The organism is Lactobacillus colini (assembly GCF_017874575.1).
GTDB classification, from domain to species: domain Bacteria; phylum Bacillota; class Bacilli; order Lactobacillales; family Lactobacillaceae; genus Lactobacillus; species Lactobacillus colini.
Map to the genome: position 1 here is coordinate 372303 of NZ_JAGGLU010000001.1, position 21117 is coordinate 393419.

Annotated in this window: 15 protein-coding genes, 2 pseudogenes and 1 other annotated feature; of the genes and pseudogenes, 5 read left to right on the forward strand and 12 right to left on the reverse strand. The window is 34.9% G+C overall.

Going from position 1 to position 21117, the window contains the following annotated elements:
- Positions 1-23 precede the first annotated feature (23 nt).
- The 3 genes from J2Z60_RS01790 to J2Z60_RS01800 form a co-directional block, all read right to left on the reverse strand.
- Entirely contained in the window at positions 24-3575 is a 3552-nt protein-coding gene (locus J2Z60_RS01790) for an SNF2-related protein (RefSeq protein ID WP_209685793.1), read from the reverse strand.
- 129 nt (positions 3576-3704) lie between these two features.
- Positions 3705-5120 (reverse strand): DASS family sodium-coupled anion symporter, encoded by a 1416-nt coding sequence (locus J2Z60_RS01795; RefSeq protein ID WP_209685795.1) that lies wholly within the window; start codon positions 5118-5120, stop codon positions 3705-3707.
- A gap of 23 nt (positions 5121-5143) precedes the next feature.
- A complete protein-coding gene (locus J2Z60_RS01800) occupies positions 5144-6952 on the reverse strand; it encodes an FAD-binding protein (protein ID WP_209685797.1) in 1809 nt (602 codons plus the stop codon).
- Between the two features lie 238 nt (positions 6953-7190).
- On the opposite strand from J2Z60_RS01800, the gene J2Z60_RS01805 reads away from it, so the two are divergent.
- Positions 7191-8072: a LysR family transcriptional regulator gene (locus J2Z60_RS01805; RefSeq protein ID WP_209685799.1), complete on the forward strand. Its 882-nt coding sequence runs from the start codon at positions 7191-7193 to the stop codon at positions 8070-8072.
- A 2-nt stretch (positions 8073-8074) separates the two neighbouring features.
- Here J2Z60_RS01805 and J2Z60_RS01810 read toward each other — a convergent pair whose 3' ends face one another.
- The 4 genes from J2Z60_RS01810 to J2Z60_RS01825 form a co-directional block, all read right to left on the reverse strand.
- A complete protein-coding gene (locus tag J2Z60_RS01810; protein ID WP_209685801.1) occupies positions 8075-8326 on the reverse strand; it encodes an FMN-binding protein in 252 nt (83 codons plus the stop codon).
- A 98-nt stretch (positions 8327-8424) separates the two neighbouring features.
- A complete protein-coding gene (locus tag J2Z60_RS01815; RefSeq protein WP_209685803.1) occupies positions 8425-10065 on the reverse strand; it encodes a peptide ABC transporter substrate-binding protein in 1641 nt (546 codons plus the stop codon).
- A 305-nt stretch (positions 10066-10370) separates the two neighbouring features.
- The gene (locus tag J2Z60_RS01820) at positions 10371-12218 is read right to left on the reverse strand and encodes an FAD-dependent oxidoreductase (protein WP_209685805.1); all 1848 of its coding nucleotides are present in this window, start codon (positions 12216-12218) and stop codon (positions 10371-10373) included.
- Between the two features lie 77 nt (positions 12219-12295).
- Positions 12296-12673: a winged helix-turn-helix transcriptional regulator gene (locus J2Z60_RS01825; RefSeq protein ID WP_209685807.1), complete on the reverse strand. Its 378-nt coding sequence runs from the start codon at positions 12671-12673 to the stop codon at positions 12296-12298.
- 244 nt (positions 12674-12917) lie between these two features.
- Positions 12918-13163: a binding site (T-box leader), on the forward strand.
- Between the two features lie 60 nt (positions 13164-13223).
- Here J2Z60_RS01825 and brnQ point away from each other — a divergent pair.
- Complete coding sequence (gene brnQ / locus J2Z60_RS01830; RefSeq protein ID WP_209685809.1) at positions 13224-14597, forward strand: branched-chain amino acid transport system II carrier protein; 1374 nt, start codon at positions 13224-13226, stop codon at positions 14595-14597.
- A gap of 62 nt (positions 14598-14659) precedes the next feature.
- On the opposite strand, the pseudogene J2Z60_RS01835 reads toward brnQ, so the two are convergent.
- The 4 genes and pseudogenes from J2Z60_RS01835 to J2Z60_RS01850 all read right to left on the reverse strand — a co-directional run.
- A pseudogene (locus tag J2Z60_RS01835) lies at positions 14660-15214 on the reverse strand (carbamoyl-phosphate synthase large subunit); the annotation flags it as partial.
- 3 nt (positions 15215-15217) lie between these two features.
- A pseudogene (locus J2Z60_RS01840) lies at positions 15218-15814 on the reverse strand (aspartate carbamoyltransferase); the annotation flags it as partial.
- A 139-nt stretch (positions 15815-15953) separates the two neighbouring features.
- Positions 15954-16496 (reverse strand): bifunctional pyr operon transcriptional regulator/uracil phosphoribosyltransferase PyrR, encoded by a 543-nt coding sequence (gene pyrR, locus J2Z60_RS01845; RefSeq protein ID WP_209685811.1) that lies wholly within the window; start codon positions 16494-16496, stop codon positions 15954-15956.
- Between the two features lie 164 nt (positions 16497-16660).
- Complete coding sequence (locus J2Z60_RS01850) at positions 16661-17584, reverse strand: dihydroorotate dehydrogenase (protein WP_209685813.1); 924 nt, start codon at positions 17582-17584, stop codon at positions 16661-16663.
- A 248-nt stretch (positions 17585-17832) separates the two neighbouring features.
- On the opposite strand from J2Z60_RS01850, the gene pyrF reads away from it, so the two are divergent.
- Complete coding sequence (gene pyrF / locus J2Z60_RS01855; protein ID WP_209685815.1) at positions 17833-18537, forward strand: orotidine-5'-phosphate decarboxylase; 705 nt, start codon at positions 17833-17835, stop codon at positions 18535-18537.
- Entirely contained in the window at positions 18537-19163 is a 627-nt protein-coding gene (pyrE, locus tag J2Z60_RS01860) for an orotate phosphoribosyltransferase (RefSeq protein ID WP_209685817.1), read from the forward strand. Before pyrF ends, pyrE begins: the two co-directional genes overlap by 1 nt.
- A 95-nt stretch (positions 19164-19258) precedes the next feature.
- On the opposite strand, the gene J2Z60_RS01865 is transcribed toward pyrE, so the two are convergent.
- The gene (locus J2Z60_RS01865) at positions 19259-19390 is read right to left on the reverse strand and encodes an LPXTG cell wall anchor domain-containing protein (RefSeq protein ID WP_209685819.1); all 132 of its coding nucleotides are present in this window, start codon (positions 19388-19390) and stop codon (positions 19259-19261) included.
- A gap of 166 nt (positions 19391-19556) precedes the next feature.
- On the opposite strand from J2Z60_RS01865, the gene J2Z60_RS10995 reads away from it, so the two are divergent.
- Positions 19557-21117 (forward strand): hypothetical protein (locus J2Z60_RS10995; protein WP_281063410.1); only part of this gene is annotated, 1561 nt, incomplete at its 3' end.

A 21117-nucleotide genomic window follows, 5' to 3' on the forward strand; every position in this document is an offset into this window, starting at 1 on the left:
TAGATTGACTCTAAATTGTGAAACTATCGTTCTAATATCTTTAGCAAATCCTCACGGTCTAGGCTACTTGAACCAACATTCTCACCATTAAGAACTGCCTCAGCTAGTCTTGACTTATTTCTTTGCAATTCAATAATTTTTTCTTCAATAGTATTCTTAGCTACAATCTTATAGACTTGGACATCATGCTTCTGACCAATTCTGTGAGCACGGTCAGTTGCTTGGTTCTCTGCAGCAGAATTCCACCATGGATCGACATGAATTACAATGTCAGCGCTTGTTAGATTAATTCCAGTTCCGCCAGCCTTCAATGATATTAAGAATACAGCTGGTTTAGACAAGTTATTGAATTCCTTAATTAATTCTTGCCGTTTCTGCTTAGGAGTTGATCCCGTAATTACGAAGGTAGTGATACCTAACTTTGTTAGCTTATCTTGAATTATGTCAAGCATTGACCTAAATTGTGAGAACATCAATATTTTGTGATTGTCATTTAATGACTCTTCCACCAACTTCAAGATAGCCGTAACCTTAGCGGACTTGTCGTGATAATCTTCATATAATAAGGATGGATCACAACATAATTCCCGCAGTCTGGTAATTGCAGCTAAAACTTGGAAACGAGATTTCTTAAATTCTTGATCATCTTGGTTATTTAACTCATTGAGCAACTTTTGTGCTTGAGCTTGGTAGAGCTGCTCTTGTTTGCCTGTCATCCTAACATAAATGACATCTTCATTTTTATCAGGCAAGTCATTTAAGACATCTTTCTTTAGACGTCGTAAGATAAATGGAGCAATAATTTGACTAAGCTCTTTTTCGACAACTTGGTTGCCTTCTTTGACAATTGGTCTTTCATAATTATTTTTAAAGTATTCATATTTACCTAAAAATCCAGGCATCAAATAATCGAAAATGCTCCATAATTCACTTAGATTATTTTCAATTGGAGTACCCGTTAGGGCTATGCGATAGTTGGAATTGATGACCTTAGCTGCCTTAGAAACTGCAGTTTTAGCATTTTTAATATTTTGAGCTTCATCAATGACCTCTAAATCAAACTTTATACCTTGATATTCTTTAATATCCCGCTTCAGTGAATCATAAGAGGTAATGAATACATCTACGCCTTCAATATTTGATAGCCTATCTATTCTTTCTTGCTTAGTTCCATCTATAACTAGAGCCTTCAAGCTGGGTGCGAATTTTTTAATTTCGCTTTCCCAGTTGTAGACAACAGATGCTGGAACTGCAATTAAACTTGGTAAGTTATTGACCTCTTTGCGTTGCAATAAGACAGTGATTATCTGCAAGGTCTTACCTAATCCCATTTCATCAGCTAAGAGAGCTCCTAAATTGTAATGAAGCAAGGTAGTGATCCATTCAAAGCCTTGTTTTTGATATGGACGTAATATATTTGCTAAGCTAGCTGGCACCTGAGCGGTCTGTTGAGTACCAGTTTCAATGTCTTTGATTAACTTATCAAAGATATCGTTACTAGTATAAGCAAGGTCGTCGCGATTTTGAAGTTGCTTTTCTAAATACAGTGCTCGATAAGCCGGTAGTGTCATCTTACCTTTAACGAATTGATCTAAGCTAATTCCCAGTTTTTTCATCACTGCTGCTAGACTCTTGACTGAAGAAGAGTCGGTCTTACGTACTTCGCCATTTCTAAGTAAGAAGTAGCGACGCTTCTCTTGGTAAGCACTTAAGATAGCTTGTATATCTTCAGGTGATAAACTATCACCATTTACTGATAAGTCTAGCGTGCTATCGCCTAGCTTGATCCCTAAGCTAATGTTTACCTTAGCCTTAATATTACTCAAAAGTCGCTTGAAGCTAGCCGTTACTTCAACTGTCCCTGCTTCTTTCAGCCGTTTTAGTCCATAATCAAGTAAATAATCAACAGCTGCCCCATCTTCAAGAGGCATGTTATAGATATTATCTTGCTTATTGCTAAAGCCTATATTAGTTAACAGGTCAACTCCTGCTTGCTCTTGGTCGAAGTCGCGAATTGCATTCTCGTTAGACTTCTTCATCAAGTGGTACTCATTTTCGCCATATTGAACAATAGCTTTCAAAACGATATTGGCATCGACTAAGTCTAATCTGAAAATAAGCTTAGCCTCTGGTGGAAGAACTTTCTCTAAATCTTCCTGACCTTGGATATTTAAATGGTCATTTTCTGCTAATTTTGGAAGTATTTTACGACCGAATAATTGAATGGTATCAGGTCCAAATACCAAATTATCTCCTTGAAAGATACCTGCTTGCTCTAATTCATCTAAGTTAATGCCATTAAACCTAGTCCATTTACCTGATTTATAACTATAATAGTGGTTCTTTCCACGAATATAGTCCATTCTGCCATAATCAATAACATATCCAATCTTGACCATTGCAGACTTACTACTGGAATTAGTAGTAATTTTTATTGGCAAAGAAGAATCTTCAGATTGATATTCTACCTTACTTCCATGACTATCATATAAAAACGCACCACTCCTTAAGAGCTGATCAATTTTATCTGCAATTATAGGAGAAATAGGTATCTCTTTAACTGTGAGATAACGATAAGTATCACCGGCATCTTCAAGGGTATCATTTGTATCAATTAAATCTTCAACAAACTGATACCACTTCTTGCTATTTTCATCCATCTGATTGATTGAAATAGCCCTATCAAAAAACTTTCCCAATCTTAGCATATCGCCCCGATGCATATGGTCGACAATTGTATTTAGATTTTGAACTTTGTACATATGATCGGGTGTACCCATTCTGAAATATAGATAAAGATCACCGTAACTCGATTCTATTTGTCCTCTGAAGACTATTGGCTCACTAGCTTGACTATATTGATTTTTAAATGAGTTAATCATTATCTGAGCCGATTTATTAGTTGCTTGTAGAGGATCTTCTTTAATAAAGAACTCGACGAATCTTCTTAAGGCAACAATTGCAACAGCATTTTTGTTTTTTAGGGGAACTGCACTCTTAATTACAAATTTATAAATAACATCGCCATCAAAACGTAACTCAATGTCATATTTAATGTTACCATGAGCTAGCGTTAGCTTGAATAAGTATTCATTATCTACAATATCGAACTTATAGCTTTTTACATATACAGTTCGACCAAATTCTCCAGCTTCTTGATAATCATCTATGGGAAAGCTCATATTTCTAACAATGTGTAAAGGATTACCATTGAGTTTAATATTATTTATCTTATCTTGATAACGATAATTTAATTGATCGGCAATGCTAATTTTATCACTGGCATTTTCCTTTTCTCTTTTAAAGTCAATACCGTATAAGACAGCTGCCATATGCTTGCAAAGGTGCCCCGTCTCAGCCCATGGACATGAGCAATATAATCCTGAAACATCCCCGCTATGATTATATTGTCCTTGTACTGTATAATCTGCGTCCCATCTAGAACCTTCTACCTTGGCCGTAAATATTTCCTTATTTTCATCTCTAAAATCTAAGTCATTTATTTTATCATCAATGAAGTATTGTTGACCGTTGCGTAGGGAGCTTTTATCGAAAAGTTTTTCCCATTTTTTCATAAAATCACCGTTAAAAATTTAATTAATTATTCTAATAAGTTATTTTAACATGTTGAACTATGTTGTGGGGATGCTTACCTATTAAAAAATCAGTTCTAAACAAGAACTGACTAAAATTATAATTAATTTTTACCAAAAACCAATTATCTTGGTCCAGATTAGGCCACCGCCTAACCAAACAATATTAAATAATATCCCAATGATAGCACTTAACTTCCAGAAATCTTTGTTAGAAATGTATCCTGTGGTTGAGAGCATAGCAGCTGGGCCTGCAGAATATGTAGATGTTGAAAGGTAAACTGTGCCACACATAGCTAACATTAAAGCAGCTATAGTAGGAGGTACTCCAGCACCTAAAGCAATTGATAGAAATCCCGCATATAATGCTGAAATCTGTGTTGAAACACTTGGAAATAGATAGTGTAAATAAAAGTAAGCTAACCATAAAATAATTAATACTACTACCCAATTCATACCATGTAACATGCCACCTAAAGTCTTAGAGAACCATGGGAAAAATCCGAGTTTCATCATTTTTTGGGACATCAGCATAATGATTGATAGCCATGTTAAGATATTCCAAGCAAAGCTCTCTTTTAAAATATCTTTAGTATTAACAACACCAGTAATAAGCATAATTGCAACAGCAATAAAGCTTGTTTCTGTAGCATCAATTCCAACATGTGATCCTAACAACCATAAAAGAATTGCTAAAATAAATATTACTGACATGATTCTCTCTGCTGGGCTCATTTTCCCAACTTCATTTAATTTTTTATCTGCCCAAGCTCTAGCATTTGGAGTTTCTTTTATTTCAGGCGGATATATTTTATACAAAACAAATGGAACTAAAATTAGCGAAATAATACCTGGTACAATTGCGGCTAAGAACCATTGCATCCATGAAATTGTTATACCTTGTGTTTTTGCAAGTCCTAAAGCTACCATATTGCCAGCTAATCCTGTTAAAAACATACCGCTGGTTACATTATTTATTTCATATTCGTTAAAAACTAAGAATGATCCTAATTTTCTCTGGGTTCCTTTTTCTGGATCTGAACCCATTTCACGTGATAATCCATCAATCAAAGGATACATGATACCATTAACACGCGCATTATTAGATGGAATCCCAATTGCCAATACGGTTTCTACAACGGATAGAGCATATGCTAAACCTAAGGTACTCTTTCCAAATAACTTTACAAAAATATATGCGATTCTTTTACCAAGGCCAGACTTAATAAATCCAGCTGCTAAGAACATACACATTGCAACCATCCAGGCTGTGGAGTTACCAAATCCTACTGCCACTTCTTTCATATTGAAAATTCGAGTTAAGGTCGCAATAACTACTGCAATTAATGTTGTTGCCATCATTGGCAATGGCTTAGTAATACATGCTGCAATTGTTGCAATAAATATTGCAAATAAGTGCCAAGCTGGAACACTAATATCTGTAGGCTTCATTGGTGTTAAGCACCATAGTCCTATTCCTAGTATTAGTGGAATTATCCATTTTTTCCACTGAAACTTTTCTAACATAATTATCTCCTCATATATAAAAATTATTTATTAGCTTTATCAATCGCTTTCTTAACAGCGTCTTTAACAGCTCTAGTTGTTGTAGAAGCACCTGATACGGCATCAACATCAACAGAATTAGCTGCAACTATTTCTTCAGGTAATTTCTGTATTGCAACAGCTCCTATCCCTTCAGTTTCATGATTTTCAACAACTTCAACATTCTTAATAGTCTTATCCTCATAGGTAACTCTAACAACAATTCTTCCACCAATACCTGCTTCAGTGGCACCAAGGTATTGGTTATCTGCCAATGGAATTTTAGTTAGGTTTTCACCTGCCACAATATCATTTATTGCAGGAATAGGATTGGATAATTTAGGGAGGCTGTTTTTCAGCTCTTGAGATACGTTTTCACCTGCAATTTTTCCAAAAATTAAACACTCAGCTAAATTACCACCACCCTGGTAACGATTTACACACATTCCTCCAAGTTCACCAGCACAATATAAGTGATCTATTGGTTTATCATCATTATTTAAAACCTGTGCTTTTTCATTATGTTTAGTACCGCCTTGAGTATTTAAAATAGCCGGAGCCAATTTAATTGCAAATAGCTTTTTACCAGTAAAAGGCTCCATACTGCTTGGATCACGATTAAACTCAATATCACTACCATCTTCAGCGAACTTATTAAAAAGCTTGATTGACTGACTTAGATTGCTTTGAGGCAAGGAAGTTAATTTGGCGAGTTCAGTAAGTGAGTTGGCTGAAACAATCTTTTCCAAAATAGAACTATATCGGGCATTAGCTGAATTCTTTTCATCAACAAACTTTTGGTATTGTTTTTCATCAAAAATGAGCCAAGCATTGTCATAAGCTCTAGGTAGGTTGTACTCACCATGATCATAAATATGACCGTGTCTAAATTTAGCATCTTCACGCATAAATCTAGTACCATCGTTTGATACTGCAAAAATAGAGCCCGATTTCACATTTTTCCAACCACCAATTTGACGACCACGCTTGCCATCTTCTTCAGCAATTACATAACTAGGAACAATTCCTAAAGATTCATAATTTGCCATATGCCATAGTTGAGCACCAATATCACTGGCCATCTTAATGCCATCACCACGATTATATAAACTGCCTAACGGTGTCAATTTAGTAACATGAAGATAATCTTGTTGCATTTGGGCATTATTTTCAAAGCCACCAGTAGCGAGTACGATGCCTTGCGTTGCGTAAATATAATAATCATGGTGATTTCTTTGAACAACTGCACCGATAACTTGATTATTTTGTGTTAATAACTTCGTAGCTCTTGAATTAAGCCAAATATCAATCTTATCTTTACGATCAACTACTTTTTGGCGTAATAATTTCCATAATTCAGCATCAAAATCTCGATTATGAACTAATGCAAAGTCAAAAGTTTCCGATCCTTCAAATTCTGGATATTCACATAGATGATCTTTATGATCAAGTTGATCATCTTTTTGCCAATCTCTTGACCAGATATATGGCTCAACTCCTAGATATTTCTTCATATATGCCGGCATGTTTACAAATCCATCGAGATAAGCATTCATTGTCTTTTTAGAATAATTATATGGCTTTGCCAACTGATCATAGTACTTACCAATTTTTTTGCGATTATGTGCCATAGCAATATGCTGAGCAGAATATCTTGTATTACCACCTTCATGACCATAAGGAGCAGCGTCTACTAGTAATACTTTAGAACCATGATCTGCTGCAAATCTTGCCGCAGTTGCCCCAGCTCCACCGAATCCAAGAACTAATACATCATAAGCTGCATTCCATTTCATATTTTTAGTTACTTCCATTTTTCTTCTCCTGATTTATTAATAAATTTTACTTTTCAAAAGTATAAATATCATTTTAGAGTAATGAAATCAAGCATATTTTTGAAAGCGATTTTATAAATAAATCATAATTTGCTATAATATCAATAGTTAAAGATATTATCTGAGTTTTTGTGATTTTTATTTTTTAGAAACATAAAGTTATAATAATAATTTTTTATTTATTAATAAATTTTATTTATTAAAAGGGGAAATATATATGGAATTTAGAGATGTTAACTATTTTCATAAATTAGTCGAGCTAAAAAGCTTTAAAGAAACAGCCAATTATTTCAAAGTATCGCAACCTGCAATTAGTGCTATGGTTAAAAGATTAGAAAAAGAAATCGGCTGCCCATTGGTATTTCAGCAGAGTAGTCGTTCCAAATTAACTATTACACCTGCTGGATTGGTCGTATATAAACAAGCTAAAAAATTATTGTCTATTGAAAATGTAATCAAGTTAGAAGCCAAGCGTGCTAGCGAAAGCAAGTTTAAATTAGGCTATTCAGAACTAGCTGGTAAAACTTGGCTTTCTAGTATTATTACCCAATTAAATAGAGGACACTTATTAGCCTCAGTTGAAACCTTTGAAGAAAATTCGCACTTTTTGGAACAGCATTTACGTGATGGTAAATATGACGCAATTTTATTTACTAGATTAGAAAATGAAATGCTAAAGGGAATTAATTTAACTAATTTGACTAAATTTCACTATAATCTGATTGTTCCAGCTAATAGTTCATTAGCACAAAAAGACGAAATTGATCTTTTTGAAATTAGAGATATTCCATTAATCTTGCGTCATAAGCGATTTTTATCAAGAACCGCTCTTGAACAAATTTTCGCTAAAAGTGGTTTCAAACCAAAAAGAAAATTAATTGTCGATAGTATTGATGCAACTATTCAACTTATTAGCAAAGGTATGGGTGTAGGATACCTAATGAATATATCAGTTAAGAACCATCCAGAAGTAAAGGCAATTCCCTTAATTCCTAGTCAACAAATCGATTGTTACTCCTGCCTAGCTGTTCGTGAAGAATTCTCTCCTAACCAAGTTCAAAAAGAATGTCTAAATATTATTAAAAATCTTAACCTTTAGCATTATTTATTGTTTTTAGCATTTTTTAGTACCTCTGACACTGCTAACTTGAAGGCTTTACTTGTTGCAGAAGCACCAGAAATCGCATCAACGTCGGTAGTATTTTTTGCTAGCATTGTATTAATTAATTGGGGAATTGCTTTCCCACCTAAATCACCTGTTTCTCTTTCTTGTAAGGCTTCAATATTAATCATGTTATCATCACTATCTACTGTAACTCTGACAACAATCGGCGTATCACTAGAAACTTTCATATGCTTGACTATTAAAAAATCCCACTTTGATGGATAAGTTCAACGAACTATTCCAACTTAGTGGGATTAAATAGATTAATATTTTATTTTTATATATCCTAGTTTACACTTACGTACTTGTAACTCCATTGTGTTCCAGCAGTATTATGAATAATACCGTGTACATTAGTCTTTTGCAAATAAGCGGTTGTTTGTTGATAAATTGGTGTAATTGCCTGTTCAGAGTTAACTATTCTGGCAGCTTGGACAAGATCATTCCACCGTTTATTAGGATTATTAGCATCCTCATTGCTGGCTTTTGCAACTAAATTATCATACTTCTTATTTGACCATTTTCCGTAGTTATAAGATGTATCAGTTTGCGGAATTTGCATAAAAGTCATTGGATCGTTAAAATCCCCGCCCCAATGCGAAAGATAAATATCAAACTCACCATTTTGAGCTTTACTTGTAGTTAGCTTAGCTGGGACATTAGTAACATTAATTTTAATTCCTGGTAATAACTGCGTCCATTGTGATTGCAAATATTGAGTCATTTGGTCGCTATCTGATTCTTCATTAGAAGACAATAAATTTAATGTTAGCTTTTCTTGACCAATTTCCTTTAAACCTTTTTGCCAATATTTTTTTGCTAAAGTCTTGTTATATTGGACCGTATCATTAACTTTTTGTTCTTTAGCAAAATCGACACCCGTAGCTGGATTTTTAGCTAAATCATTTGCGACAAATCCTGTTGGTAAAGTTGAGCCATTCCCTAGAACTTTTTTAGTTACAGTATTTCGGTCAATTGCAAGTGATAGTGCTAATCTAATATTACGATTATTTAATGCCTTGCGATTAATAGTATTCTGATCTTTGAAATTATATTGCAAGAACCTAACTAGAGAATAAGGGTAAGAAACAAAATCTTTATTTGTCTTTAAGTTCTTAACTTGCTCACTTGATAATGGTGTTAAATCAAGCTTACCTTGCTGATATAATTGATAGCCTGTATTGGTCGACTTAACTACTTGATAGTTAACTTTCTTTAGTTTAACCTTGCCCTTATCCCAATAATTATTGTTTTTGACAAAAGACCAGGTATCGCCAGTCCCGTTCCAGCCCTTGACCTTAAACGGTCCTGAATAAACTTGATATTCTGACTTAGTTGCATATTTTTTACCGTATTTTTTGACAATTTTTTCATTTTGAGGTCCAAAAAGTGGATAAGCCATCAATACCTTGAAGTATGCAATTGGTTTATCAAGTTTAATGACTACAGTCTTTTTATCAGTGGCAGAAATACCTAAGCTATCTGGGTTCTTTTTTCCTTTAGCTACAGCGTTCGCGTTTTTAACTCCACTAAATAAATATGAATACGGTGAAGCTGTCTTAGGATTTAAACTGCGCTTCCAAGAATAAACAAAGTCTTTAGCAGTAATTTGATCTCCATTAGACCACTTAGCATCTCTTAATTTAAAAGTCCAAGTTTTTCCATCTTTTGAAACTTTGCCACTTTTAGCCAAACCGCTAGTAGGTTGCCCATCTTTACCCAAACGATAAAAACTTTCAAAAACATTTCCAGTTTGACCATATCCTGTTGACTTACTAATATCAATTGTATCAAGCGGCGCCGTAGCACTTAAATTAAGCTCTGCTTCATTAGAGGACTTACTAGTTGAATTATTATTGCTGCAAGCGGCTAATACCAGTGCAGATGAAACGGCAATTATACTTACAGCTAAAGCTTTTAACTTCATAAATTTCTCCTTTTCCATTTTTATGCAAAAAAACAAGCTGCACTCCAACATAGGAATGCAGCTTGCACCGATATCAAATTGATACTAGCTAAAGATGATCCTTACACGTTGGACATGCCAAATAAGTTGCAAAAACAGCAACAACAAGTGATTTGGCTAAACATTGCGTTGTCCAACATGAATTTCATCTCCTTTTGCTAACTTTTTATAAGTTAACTATAACTATACCGTTTATATTTGTCAACAAGTTTTTATTATTTTTTGTAAGCACTTTAATTTGTTTTGACCATAAACATGATTCTTTACTAATATTGAGAAGCGCTACTAGTAGTATCACTAGCATTATGACTTACTTCTTCAGCTGACCTAGTCATATCACTGCCTTCTGCAATTGACTTGGCAGCTTGGCGTCCTTGGTGTAGTCCTGTTCCTAAAGCTAATCCTGAAGCAAAGTATACCTTACCAATAGTGCCGCCAGCATTCATCCCAGCTGCATAAAGATCTGGAATAATTTTTCCTAAGTTATCTAAAACATGTTGATCGACATCAACTTTTAAGCCGCCAATTGTACCGTAATTACCATCAACCATTTGATAAGCATAATACGGCGCAGACAACTTCTTAAGGGCTAACCGACGACCAAATTCACAATCTTCACCCTTATCAACTACTTTATTCCAAACAGTAATTGTATGCTTTAAGTTAACAGCTGAAACGCCTATCTTTTCAGCTAATTCTTTTACTGTATCAGCTTTTTTAATAAAGCCTTGTTTAATATAAGATTGCAAAGCCGACTTATCTTTCCAAGTACCTGGAATACCTAGAATATTTTCATTAAAGATAGCCCAATTATCCTTCTTAGTGGCCTCCTGCTGCAAAAAATTCTGCCTAGTGATATAGCCATATGTCATTTCCTCATTAACATACCGATTACCGAATCCATTGACAAAAATAGCTGGAACTGTTGGATGAGAGTTTCTTGCTTCGGGGATATGACTATTGGAATCAACTACACCACCAAAGCCAGTAATAGCTGCTCCTAGATTCATTCCTAGCATAATCCCATCGCCAGTATTGACACGACTTGTGTTAACTTTATGATTCATTAAATCACGATAGTTTTCTGGAGATAAGGCTTTGGATAAGCTGATATTATGATCAATTCCACTTGTAGCGAGTAAGACACCCTTTTTAGCTTTATAATACTCAGTAGTTTTTGAATTTTTAATGACTACACCAGTGACACGGTTATCTACAGTAGATTTATTGATTAGACCTATTACTGGGCTATCATATGAAATAGTGACGCCCTTATCTAGAGCAGTCTTAAGCAATAGATTAGTTAAGACGATTCCTCCGCCACCGACGCCACCATGTTCATAGATGTGAATTCGATCTGCTTGTAAACTCCTATCTTCATAAGGCAATCCCTTATGTCCAAAGACGCTAGTCCATTTAATACCTAAATCGGATAACCATTCAATAATTTTGGGTGCATCTTGGGCGTATGATTTAACTAAATTTATATCAACATCACTACCACCTGCTAACAATAGTTCCTCAATGTGAGTTTCAACATTATCGTCTTTAAACTTAGAAAATTTTCTCTGTGGTTCAGTGCCAGCAGCTTGCACCTCACCTTCTGAATACTTACTAGTACCTCCTGCCATTCCAGCCTTTTCAAAAATATGGACACGCAAGCCATGTTCAGCACCAACAATTGCTGCTGCTAACCCCGAAACACCAGAGCCTGCAATAATCATGTCGTACTGATCAGTATAAGTTACTTGACTCTCATAATAATGCTTACTAGAAACTGGCGCATACTTAGGAATTCTCGGTTGTTCAAACTTGTCTGCTTTATAATCGTCAGCGCGAGCTTGATCAATTTCACCGTTAGCTAATTTAAGAGCTTTCTTAACTGCTAATCTAACAGCATTCGAAGAATATGATGCGCTAGTAATTGCATCAATATCTACAGAATTATATTCCACAATCTTTTTAGCCATTATTTTAGCAGCTGTTTCTCCAACGGTAAAAGGTGTTAGCCCCTTAAGTTTAACATCTTCGATATTATTATCATTAACCTTAACATGTGCAGTTATTGGTCCATGGAAGCCTTGAATAGTTGCACTATAAGTACCATTTTGCATATAGTCCACTCCTAATATCTATTTACTTTAATACTAAAATGATATCGATTACATTGCAATTAGGTACTTTTTAGTTCCTATAAATTTTGATAGCCAGTAGGTTCCGTATATTCAACTTTGGTAGGTATGCCTTCGTTCGATAATTCTTTGGCCCGTTTTTCGCCCCATAATGACATTTCAATTAATACTTTTCTAAGTGATCTGCCGGTTTCAGTTAGAGCATAGGTCACCACTCTAGGGAAATTATGATTATCTTCTTTTTCTACAATTTCTTCTTCAATTAAGGAGTTAAGCTGCTGAGTTAAGACCTTTTGTGAAATTCCTGGTATTAGATGCATTAATTCATCATGTCGCATCTGCTTAGTACCCAAATGGCAAATGATTGATGGTTTCCACTTTCCGTTTAAAATTTCTAAAGTAATATCTATACCTAAATGATAAACTTGCTTTTTCATATTTTTTGCCTCAATTTAGTCTTAGTTTGTACTTTATTATTAGCATAGCTTATAATAATTGACTATTAAAATCCACAAATACAATTGCTTTGTGAAAAATTAGATTTTTGCATTATTTTAATTAGTCAAAATTAAAATATAAAGATAGACTTACATTACTATCTGTAGCCATTAGAAAATACTTTTTATTTTTTTGTTGACATTTTTTAGAAATGGTTTAATATAATTAATAACAATTTAATAATATATCGCAATGAGGAAGAAGAGTACATTAAAAGTTAGCTTTCAGAGAATTCTCTATTTGGTGCGAAGAGATAAGCTACTTTTAATCGAAGATCACTTTCGAGTCTAAAACTTAAAAATGCAAATATAAAGTAAGTTTTAGTGGCTGCACCCATTATAGTGCCAACGTATCGCTTTTTTAGCCGTACGTATAGAGGTGTCTTTTTAGGCATGAATATAGGGTGGTACCACGCTCAGCGTCCCTTAGTCTAACTTTAGACTAAGGGACTTTTTTCTTATTGAGATTATTTTTTCGGAGGGATAAAAAATGGATAATTTTAGAAGTCCAAAACTAAGTTTAAAAAAATATTTAATTGTTGCTTCACTGCTATTCGGATTATTTTTTGGTGCTGGGAACTTAATTTTTCCATTACATTTAGGACAATTAGCAGGTAAGAATTGGCTCCCTGCTGCGGTTGGCTTCTTGATTACCGGTGTTTTATTACCACTTTTGTCAGTACTAGCTGTTGCTATTACAAGAGCTAACGGTGTTTTTGATATTGGTAAGCCTCTTGGGACTGGATTTGCCCTTGTATTCATGGTCTTGATCCATGCTACAATTGGACCGCTCTTTGGAACTCCGCGTACTGCAACTGTATCTTTTACTGTTGGTGTAGAGCCATTCATTAGCAAAAATAACCAAGCTATTGCATTGTTTATCTTTTCAGCATTATTTTTTGCTGCAGCATTTTACTTTTCTTATCAAGAAAGTAACATTTTGACCAATATCGGTAAGATCTTAAATCCAGTATTTTTGGCATTATTATTCTTAGTATTCGTAGTTGCCTTTGCTAAGCCTTTAGGTAACCCTGCAACTGCACCTGTTACCAAGGCATACTTGAGTGGTGCCTTAACTAATGGATTCTTAGAAGGTTATAACACTATGGATGCTCTAGCTGGTCTAGCCTTTGGTGTTACAGTTGTAACCGGTGTTAAAATGATGGGTCAAAAGTCTGAAAAAGCTATCTCAGCAGTCGTTGCTAAGTCAGGTATCATCGCAATGGGGGCTGTAGCCTTTATCTACCTTTTACTTATCTTACTCGGTGCAATGTCATTAGGTAAATTTAGCGTTTCTAGAGACGGTGGGGTTGCCTTTAATCAATTAGTAAATGCCTATGCTGGTGCATTTGGTCAGATTATCTTAGCCTTTTTATTAACTATCACATGCTTAACAACAGCAGTTGGACTAGTTGCTGCCTTTGCACAAGACTTTCATAAACACTTTCCTAAAGTTAGCTACCACACTTGGCTAGCACTCAGCTGTTTGGCTTCATTTTTAGCTGCTAACTTCGGTTTAGACACTATTATTTCTTGGTCAACTCCGATGCTTATGTTCTTATACCCACTTTCAATGGTTTTAATTCTATTATCAGTTGCTTCTCCACTATTTAAGCGTGATGGTGTTGTGTACTTCTTTGTAGTTCTGTTTACTGTTGTACCAGCCTTACTTGATATGGTAGTAGCATTTCCACCAGTTGTAAGTAAGAGTCAATTTGGCTTAGCTGTAGCTAATATTAGAAACACCCTACCACTTGCAAGTATGAGTCTTTCTTGGTTAATCCCTGCATTGGTCGGCTTAGTAATCGGATTAGTCTTCCATGCCTTTAGAAGAAAGAAACTATCTAGTCTAGAATTTGATTAAATAATCTAAAAAACTCGATAACTAATTCAAAATTAACAAGAATTAAGTTATCGAGTTTTTTATTAAGCTAAGCTTTGTGTTACAAATGATCTGTTTTCAAGCGAAGTAAGTAGCGCATCAGCTGTATCTAGTGCTGTCAAAAGTGGTACGTTTTGCTGAATGGCAAGTTGTCTAATAATGAATCCGTCTGAATTCTTTTCCAGATCATGTCCCATTGTATTAATCACAAGATCAATTGTGTCATTTTTCAATTTATTTAAAATATTATTAGTACTGCCTTCATCTTCATGTACTTTAGTAACTAATTCTGCATGTAAGTTATTTTTTCTCAAAAATTCTGTCGTTCCTTTAGTAGCAAAGATTCGATAACCAATCTGAATAAATCGTTTAGCAATTGGTAAAATCTTTTCTTTATCGCGATCATCAATTGTAAGCAAGACATTACCATTTTCTGGTAATTGCATCTTAGCACCAGCAAAAGCTTTATATAAGGCTTTCGCAAAAGTTCGATCGCTTCCCATCACTTCTCCTGTTGATTTCATTTCAGGCCCCAGATATGAGTCAACATCGGCTAATTTACTAAAGCTAAAGACCGGTGCTTTTACACTAAAGCCATCTCAATACCAATAATCTGGTCCTGAGAAGTAAACCTTAGCACTCAGTTTTCTTAAAAGCTCCATATTGCTTTTAGCAACTCGAGAATTAGTAATGTCACCAATAATAGCAACTTTTAATCCCTTAAAATGACCGAAGTGTTCGTGAATTGTCATCATATCAAGCATACATTGACTAGGATGTTGCCCACTGCCGTCACCTGCATTAATAACTCCAATATTTAAATGCTGATGAGCTTTAAGATTAATCAATTCATCATAATATTTATTCTGGCAATGACGTATAACTTCTAGGTCCACTCCCAAGGAATCCATTACAAGTGAAGTATCATACAGGGTTTCACCTTTATTGACAGATGAGTGCGCTGAATCGAATGGGATCACAGTTAAGCCGAGTTTCCTTTCAGCTATTTCAAAACTAGTATGTGTCCTGCTAGAATCTTAAAAAAACATATTAGTTACATAAACGGGTTGGGTTAATTGAGCAACTGCACCACCGTGTTTAAAATATTCTGCCCTTTTAATTAAGTTTTCTACTTCTTCGATATTTAAATTTTCAACACTTACAAAGTGTGGCAAGCTTACTAACTTTAATTCTTTCATTTTTATATCTTTCTATGACAAAAAAGCCTGAAGCATTTAATTGCTCCAGGCCTAATCTCTGCATGACAAAAATTATGCAACCCTTCTGGCCCTCTCTGGAGTCAATTAAATGGTTGAATATTTGACTTATTATTTATCTTTATTGTGGCAATGATTTTAATTCAACTGAATCCTTGCCATCTTTTTCAACGACATTCACAGCTACTTGTTCCTTAGCTGAAGTAGGAATATTCTTGCCGACATAATCTGCTCGAATTGGCAATTCACGATGACCACGGTCAACTAAGACCGCAACCTTGATTCGACTAGGACGTCCTTGATCCATTAATGCGTCCATTGCCGCACGAATCGTTCGACCCGTATAAATTACATCATCAATCAATACCACCCGTTTGTCATTCACGTTGATGCCAATTTCTTCAGAATTGATTATTGGATCCCGCTTCAAAGAAGAATCATGACGGTCATCACGATATAAAGTAATATCTAGCTGACCAACAGGTACATCAACACCTTCTAAAGTTTGAATGCGATCATGAATTCTTTGAGCTAGGTAAACACCACGTGTCTTAATTCCAACTAGTACTAAATCATCAGTACCCTTATTCTGTTCAATAATCTCATAAGTGATTCTAGTTAAAGCTCGCTTCATTGCAAGTGAATCCCAAATTTCCTTCATCATAATATGAATCTCCTAATCTAGCTATTAAAAAACTCCTAATTTTTTAGAAACTAGGAGTATCAAAGTCAAAACTTATTTAAGTCTGCCTTGCTAGCCTCACAGGACTATAATTAAAGACCTTTATTGATTTTCAGTTTAATTAATTTAAAAAAAATGTCAAGCAATTAGTTATAATTTACTTGGCCAACTAGATCGTTGATATTAGTAACCTCTAATTTTTCAAGTTCCTGGGGTAACTTTTGGATAATGTGCTTGCAAGCAAGTGAATCTTTAAAATGAGCACTACCTATAGCAACTGCGCTAGCCCCTGCTAGCATAAACTCAATTACATCTTCAGCTGAAGTTATTCCGCCCATTCCAATAATTGGTAAGTTAGTCTTTTGTTTTACTTGATTGATCATTCTAATTGCAATTGGCTTTATAGCCTTACCAGATAAGCCACCTACATTATTACCCAAAAATGGCTTTCTAGTTTTTATATCAATTCTCATTCCCAAAACTGTATTAATCATGGAAATGCCATCAGCGCCGCCTTTTTCTGCAGCTTCAGCAATCTGTGTAATATCAGTTACATTGGGAGTTAATTTAACATAAATCGGAATATCAACACTGTCTTTAATGCTGTGTGTCAATTCTTTGACCGCTTGTGGGTGGACACCTAAACTCATCCCGCCATCCTTAATATTAGGACACGAAACATTAATTTCTAATGCGTTAATCAAATTAGAATTTGCTAGTTTTTTTGCTACTGTAACGTAATCATCTTGATTTGATCCACCTACACTAGCAATAATTGGTAAATCGGGATACTTTTCGCGTAATTTAGGTAGTTTTTCATTGACAACTGCATCAACACCAGGATTCGTTAACCCAACAGAATTTAAAATTCCGTTATCTACTGAGGCAATTTGCGGCTGCAAGTTGCCCTTTCTAGCTTCAGGAGTAGTTGTCTTAATGACAATAGCCCCCAAAGTATTTAAGTCAAATTTTTCAGCGGCTGGAACATCTCCAAAGCCGAAGGTACCACTGGCTGGCATAATTGGATTTTTTAAATTCAAACCTGGTAATGTTATACGTGTATCAATCATAGTTACCTCCAAAATGAATGCTCTCTGTCATTCGTTTATTTTTCAAAAAGGAATTTTACACGTATTTTTTATTTTTGCAAGGAATAAAATTTTATTTGTATTTTCTAATTTTTAGTGTTAAACTTCATTTAATTAAACTTTAAACGGTACAGAGAGACCGCAAGTAAATACGTTAACTTATATATTCTGGGGTAAGTCTATACCTAGTGTCTCTCTGCACTGGTATAGACTTTTTTTATGGAGGTAAAATGACCCAACCTGTAATTGTCGCACTGGATTTAGATAATGAAAAAGATTTAGAAACAATTTTAGCCAAATTAGGCAAACCACAAGATGTATTTATCAAAATTGGGATGGAATTATTCTTTAATGCTGGTCCTAATCTTGTTAGTGATTTAGCTAAAAAAGGATATAAAATTTTTTTAGATTTAAAAATGAATGATATTCCGAATACCGTTTATAACGGCGCTAGACAACTAGCTAGATTAGGAATTAAGTTGACTACTGTTCATGCTCTCGGTGGAAGTGAGATGATCAAGGCAGCTAAACAAGGCTTAATTGATGGCTCTCTTGATGCAAGGCAAGTACCTAAGTTATTGGTAGTCACTGAGCTAACCTCAATTTCTCCAAGCATCTTAAAAAATGAACAAAATTGTAATTTATCAATGAAGCAGCAAGTAATCAGTTTAGCTAAACTCGCTAAAAACAGTAATGCAGATGGAGTTATCTGCTCAGCCTTAGAAGTTAGAGATTTAAGACAAGCAATAGGAGATAATTTTTTGTATATTACACCAGGCATTAGGATGGATAGTAATACTGGCGATCAAATGAGGGTTACAACACCAACTCAAGCTAAAGAATGGGGCGCAAGCGCAATCGTAGTCGGACGTCCTATTATACAAGCCGATAATCCAGAAAAAATGTACCAAAAATTTAAGAAAGAGTTCAACTAATGCATCAAGATCAAATTATTAACAAATTAATTAGTGAAAAAATTATTACTATCTCTCCAGACAAGCCATTTACTTATGCTAGTGGTATGCACTCACCTATTTATACTGACTTACGATTAACTGTATCATATCCTGACCTGCGTGATATGATTGCAAGTGATTTAGCTAATGTAATTGCTAAAGAATTTCCTAAAGTAACTATTATTGGTGGGGTTGCTACAGCTGGAATACCACATGCAGCCTTGGTAGCTGATAAGCTGCATCTTCCAATGATTTATGTTCGCCCCAAGCCTAAAGACCACGGCAAGGGTAAACAAATTGAAGGATACTTCACTGATAAGGATAAGATAGTTCTGATTGATGACTTAATTACTACTGGTGGATCAGTACTTAAGGCGTTCATGGCAACTAAAAATGATGGTGGTCATGTAATTGGTATATCATCAATTTTTACGTATAACTTGCCTGATGCCGAAGAAAATTTTTCTAAAGCAAAAATTAAATATGTTCCCCTTCTGTCCTATCCAGAATTAATAAAAAAAGAAAATGAAATTGGCCATTTTTCTGAGAAACAATATAATATACTCAAAAGCTGGCATAAAGACCCATGGAACTGGAAGGCATAATTTAGTTTATATTCTCATACGCAACACAAAAAAACTTGATTCTGATTTAAATATCAAAATCAAGCTTTTTTTGTGTTTACTTTTATATTTATTCTTTAATTCTTATTTTTCTTTTTGAAGCCAAATAGTGCCAAGATACTTGAAACTAAAGTAGTTAAAATACCTGCATTACGAATACTACTATTATTAGATTCACCAGTTTGAGGTAGTTTAGACTCGTGATTCATAGATTTAACAGTGTTACTTGTATTAGCAGTTACAGAGTTATTTACGTAATCATACTCTCTACTGCTTATGCTTCCAATAAGAGTTTCATTGTCTGTTGTGTTTGTGTTGATTGAGTTATTACTACTTAAACTCTCTGAAGTACTGTTACCTGATACAGATTCACTTATGTTTGCGCTAGTTATCGTACTCTCACTTAAACTAGTACTTGTAATTGTTGAGGTACTTGAACTTTCTGAGGTGCTACTGCCTGATGCAGAGTCACTTACACTGGTGCTTGTAGTTGTTGAAGTACTTAAGCTCTCTGAAGTACTGTCACTTGACTCAGAACCACTTGTACTTGTGCTAGTCGATATTCTACCACTTGCACTATTTGAGGTACTTAAGCTTAATGATTCTGACAATCTAGATTCAGACTCACTGATTGATTTAGAAACGGAAACACTCTCACTTACAGATGTAGATGCACTAATTGAATTACTTGCACTTATAGAAATAGATGTACTTTCGCTTGTTGAGGTGCTCAAACTCAATGATTCTGATAGTCTGGAAGCTGATTCACTTGCACTTACAGATGCAGATGCACTGATTGAATTGCTTGCACTTATAGAAGTAGATGTACTTTCACTGGTTGAAGTACTCAAACTTAATGATTCTGATAATCTTGAGGCGGAAGCACTCTCACTTACAGATGTAGATGCACTGATTGAATTGCTTGCACTTATAGAAGTAGATGTACTTTCACTGGTTGAAGTGCTCAAGCTCAATGATTCTGATAGTCTGGAAGCTGATTCACTTGCACTTACACTTACAGATGCAGATGCACTAATTGAATTACTTGCACTTACAGATGCAGATGCACTAATTGAATTACTTGCACTTACAGATGCAGATGCACTAATTGAATTACTTGCACTTACAGATGTAGATGCACTGATTGAATTACTTGCACTTATAGAAGTGGATGTACTTTTACTCGTTGAAGTGCTTAAGCTTAATGATTCTGATAGTCTGGAAGCTGATTCACTTGCACTTACAGATGCAGATGCACTGATTGAATTGCTTGCACTTATAGAAGTAGATATACTTTCGCTTGTTGAAGTGCTCAAACTTAATGATTCTGATAATCTTGAGGCGGAAGCACTCTCACTTACAGATGTAGATGCACTGATTGAATTACTTGCACTTATAGAAGTGGATGTACTTTTACTCGTTGAGGTGCTTAAACTCAATGACTCTGATAATCTTGAGGCGGAAGCACTCTCACTTACAGATGCAGATGTACTGATTGAATTACTTGCACTTATAGAAGTGGATGTACTTTTACTCGTTGAGGTGCTTAAGCTTAATGATTCTGATAATCTTGAAGCTGATTCACTTGCACTTACAGATGCAGATGCACTGATTGAATTGCTTGCACTTATAGAAGTAGATATACTTTCGCTTGTTGAAGTGCTCAAACTTAATGATTCTGATAATCTTGAGGCGGAAGCACTCTCACTTACAGATGTAGATGCACTGATTGAATTACTTGCACTTATAGAAGTGGATGTACTTTTACTCGTTGAGGTGCTTAAACTCAATGACTCTGATAATCTTGAGGCGGAAGCACTCTCACTTACAGATGTAGATGTACTGATTGAATTGCTTGCACTTAAAGAAGTGGATGTACTTTTACTCGTTGAGGTGCTTAAGCTTAATGATTCTGATAGTCCGGATGCTGATTCAC